The organism is Bacillus cereus group sp. BfR-BA-01331, assembly GCF_022663915.1.
GTDB classification, from domain to species: domain Bacteria; phylum Bacillota; class Bacilli; order Bacillales; family Bacillaceae_G; genus Bacillus_A; species Bacillus_A mycoides.
The window spans coordinates 1-3,740 of the sequence record NZ_JAKUGJ010000078.1; the positions used below are offsets into that span (position 1 = coordinate 1).

Here is a 3,740-nt window from a genome sequence, read left to right on the forward strand (position 1 = left end):
CAGAGGAAAAGCCAGAAGTGAAGCCAGACCCGAAACCTGAAACAAAACCAGAGGAAAAGCCAGAAGTGAAGCCAGACCCAAAACCTGAAACGAAACCAGAGGAAAAACCAGAAGTGAAGCCAGATCCAAAACCAGAAGAAAAACCTGAACACCCAAAGGTTCCAGCAGGTCTAGATGAGAATTTGGCATCTAATAAACTGGTATATTATCCAGAAGCTCTTGTGCATCCAATGGTGAAAAAACAAATGTCAAATGAGGCACAAAATATTATAAAAGAAGTAAATAGTACTTATAATACAAACCTTAAATATAGTGAAATTGGTGGTTCTATTGATTTATTAGATGAGAATATGTACCTTCCAGAAGGTTCTATGGGAGCACAATTTTCAGTAGCAGGAAGTCAAGATGATTACAAAATTTATTTCTTAGATAATAATAAGGCAACAGTTGAGTTAGCTAAAAAATGGGTAGCTTACTTAAGTGGTTTGAATTTAGATAATGAAATTCAAGAGACTGTAGATGCACAAAAGATTAATAACTATTCTAAGGGTACTTATAAAATCCGCATTGGACAGTCAATGTCAAAACATATAATGTATGTAGATATTCAACCAAAGTAATGTTATAATAAGTATATAACTTAATAAACAAATCATTTAATAATGATACGTAGAGGACACACCTAACGTACCGATTCCAAGGTATAGGTGTGTCCTTTTTTGTATTTTAGGAGGAAAAGGACATGAAAATGAAACGAAATTTATTGTTTGTTTGCACATCTATTTTGTTAGCGATGCCTACAGTAGCTCAGGCGAAAAACGCTGATGTACCCTTTTATAATGGTGATAAGGGAACATTTTTGAAATCAAAAGATTTGCAAATGCCGGGTAAATTTTATCGTCCTGGCAATGGATATACTCCACCAGGGGTGGATAAAGGGCTGTACTATAAAGCGAATATTCATTATCCAGCTGTGTTTAATGGCTCTTTCAATTGGAATAATTCGAATGAAAATTTAGTAATTAATGAAGATTCTTCAGAACCATATCTTCGAATTTCAAATGAAGGTTATTTAAATTCGTCTGTTCCTATAGGAGATAGAATGGTAACGGAAATAGAACGTATTAATGCCTCTATTATTACTAATAAATATTGGGGAAATCCAGGTTTCGTTCTTGAAAATATAAATTCACATGTTCTCTCTAAAATTGTAGGATTTGAAGATTACGGTAAATTTTATTGGATTCGAGACATTGCATATCTTTCTGGTGGATATGCGGGATCTGGTGGCGTAGATGATGTGAATAAGTATAACCTGTGGTATGTGCGTACAAGTAAACCTGAAATAAAAGATATTAAAGCGTCTAGTGGTAAAAAAGATGTGCCTGTTAAATTCATATTTAATGGTTTTGAATATGTAAGTAAGGGCAAAGGGTACAACGATAGAGATCCAAATGGGACAACCGTAAATCCATATCAAGCAGCTGCTGGCGAGCGAAATCGTGTGAAATGGATGCTAGACATTACAAAAGATGGCGAAACAGTACACCACCAAGAAAATTACTTGCGTTCAAACCCACAAACAGATAATCAGAAACCAAATGAAGGTGATGCAGGACAATTTACTAAAGAAGATGTAAGCTGGCAGCCGCAAATGTGCGGGCGTTATACTGCAAAGCTAAAGATTACTGATGCTGTTCAAAGGGATTCAAATGAGAAGACCGTAAACTTTAATGTGGATGGTAACTGTGGTACAGAGGTTACACCTAACCCAGATCCAGGCAATGAAGATGACTATAAATATAAAATTGATTTTTCGGCTGACCGAATTGAAGGAGAAACAGCAAGAGAAGGAAAAAATATTAAAACAAGGGTAGATGTATCACGTGATAACTTTAAGCCAGACCGTGATCAATATAGAGCGAAGGTAAATAATAATATTAATAAGTCCCAGCAGGAAGTAAATAGCACTGAATCAGATAGAGATAGCGCTCAATCAAGTCTAAGTTATTGCCGTCGTGATCCTATTCATGAAATAGATGCGGAAGGAAATCACCACTATTATGATAGGGACTGCTCATGGGAAGAGAATAGACTAGACAACGCTGCGGGTAGGTTAGATAAGGCAAGAGAGAAGCTAGATAAAGAGAAGAAAAAAATTAAGAAGTTAGATGGATTAGAAGAAAAATATGTGAATCCCGAAACAGTAGTCGTGCTAAAACATAACGGGCAACAGGTGGCTTCACAAAAGGTAAGACTAACAGAGGGAGAAAAGAAAACATTGAACCTTGACTGGCAGCATAAAGGGAAAGGAACAATTCAAGCGGAAATTAACCCTGCTGGTAATCGTATAGATATAGAAGAAACCACATACAAAAATAATCCTATTAAAACAGGTATCTATGCACCATCACATGAAAAAGGGATGTGTGGTGTAACTAGCGTAAAAGGTGTGGTAGAAACAGTCAGTGAGCGTGTTTCTAAAGATGATACAGTTGGAGAAATGTATTATGAAACATTAAGTGGAGGTATTGATAATCTAGTACCTTCTAAGCTTCATAGTGGATATGGATTCACTTATGAAGTAAATGGGAAATACAAAAATGATTGGAATGCAAATTACCCTGGTGTATTTACAGAAGCAACGGCACAATATCCTTTTGCCGATGAAGGATTAAAAACTACACAAGATTTGGAGCGTGTTTCTAATACTGGATTGACATCGAAATTCCTACCTGAAAATATGTATTTGTCTGAAATAACAGGTCTTGTATTTGATAGTAAAAGACCGACAAAGTCCCTATATTGGGATGGACAGGAAAAGATTATTGATGGGGGACGCAAATGGTACGCACCATTGAAAACGAAAGATGGAAAATATCCGTTTAATGTTGAAACAAACCCAGCAGGTATCAACGAAATGAGCTTATGTATGACGAATGAGATAGAAATTAAAGGCGTTGCTTACGATGACTTCAAAAAGAGAAGAGTACTTGCTGATCTTCCATTCCCTGTACAAACGCCAGGCTGGAATTGGGTTGAAAAAGAACATATTATCACTGATTTGTCAGACTGGTATTATATGAAAAATAGAAAGTAATATTGTATAATAAGATGAAACGACAATAGTAATTCATCTTAAGCTAGTAGCTGAATGGATAAACCAAAGGCACATCCCTTAATGGGATGTGCCTTTTTTTCGTAGAAAGGGGAATTTGGAATGGACAAAAAGAAAAAACAACGTGTGAGACGTGTGATTTTCATCGGGGTTGTTGCAATGATTGTATCGCTGTGCATTGGCAGTGAATTTCAGGATCGGGATGGGAAAAGTTATGCTCCTGCAAAGTATTTTGAAACAGGAACGAAATTGATTTCGTTTTAATAATTATATTGTATTTTTCGTCAACTATCGTGGACAAATCTGCATGACATGTACAATAGTTGATGTTATAATAGGTGTAGAAGTATTATAACAATAGTTTTTGCATAAACTAAAGAAGACGAAGTGCTGCTAACACTTCGCCTTATGTAACTGCTACCGCAAGGTGGATGGTTGCTAAAAAAGTTTATTTTTTCTTAGAACCGCCCTTCAGACGCTTGCCGGCATTGAGGGTGGTTCTTTTCGTTTTTCGTCGCTGTTTTTGTATTTTCTTCCAAGACGTTGATAGGTATTTTCCTACTCGTTTTGCAAAAAATACAGCGACTTCCCTAGCAATAACTTTCAAAATTTCAATTGCTAT

The 3,740-nt window shown here is 36.1% G+C and carries 2 protein-coding genes and 1 pseudogene; all 3 read left to right on the forward strand.

Annotated features, from left to right (window positions below; translation table 11 throughout):
- A pseudogene (locus MR155_RS30680) lies at positions 1-620 on the forward strand (S-layer homology domain-containing protein); the annotation flags it as partial.
- A gap of 122 nt (positions 621-742) precedes the next feature.
- The gene (locus MR155_RS30685; RefSeq protein ID WP_242312065.1) at positions 743-3,100 is read left to right on the forward strand and encodes a hypothetical protein; all 2,358 of its coding nucleotides are present in this window, start codon (positions 743-745) and stop codon (positions 3,098-3,100) included.
- Between the two features lie 120 nt (positions 3,101-3,220).
- The gene (locus MR155_RS30690; RefSeq protein ID WP_201055014.1) at positions 3,221-3,382 is read left to right on the forward strand and encodes a hypothetical protein; all 162 of its coding nucleotides are present in this window, start codon (positions 3,221-3,223) and stop codon (positions 3,380-3,382) included.
- Positions 3,383-3,740: the final 358 nt, after the last annotated feature.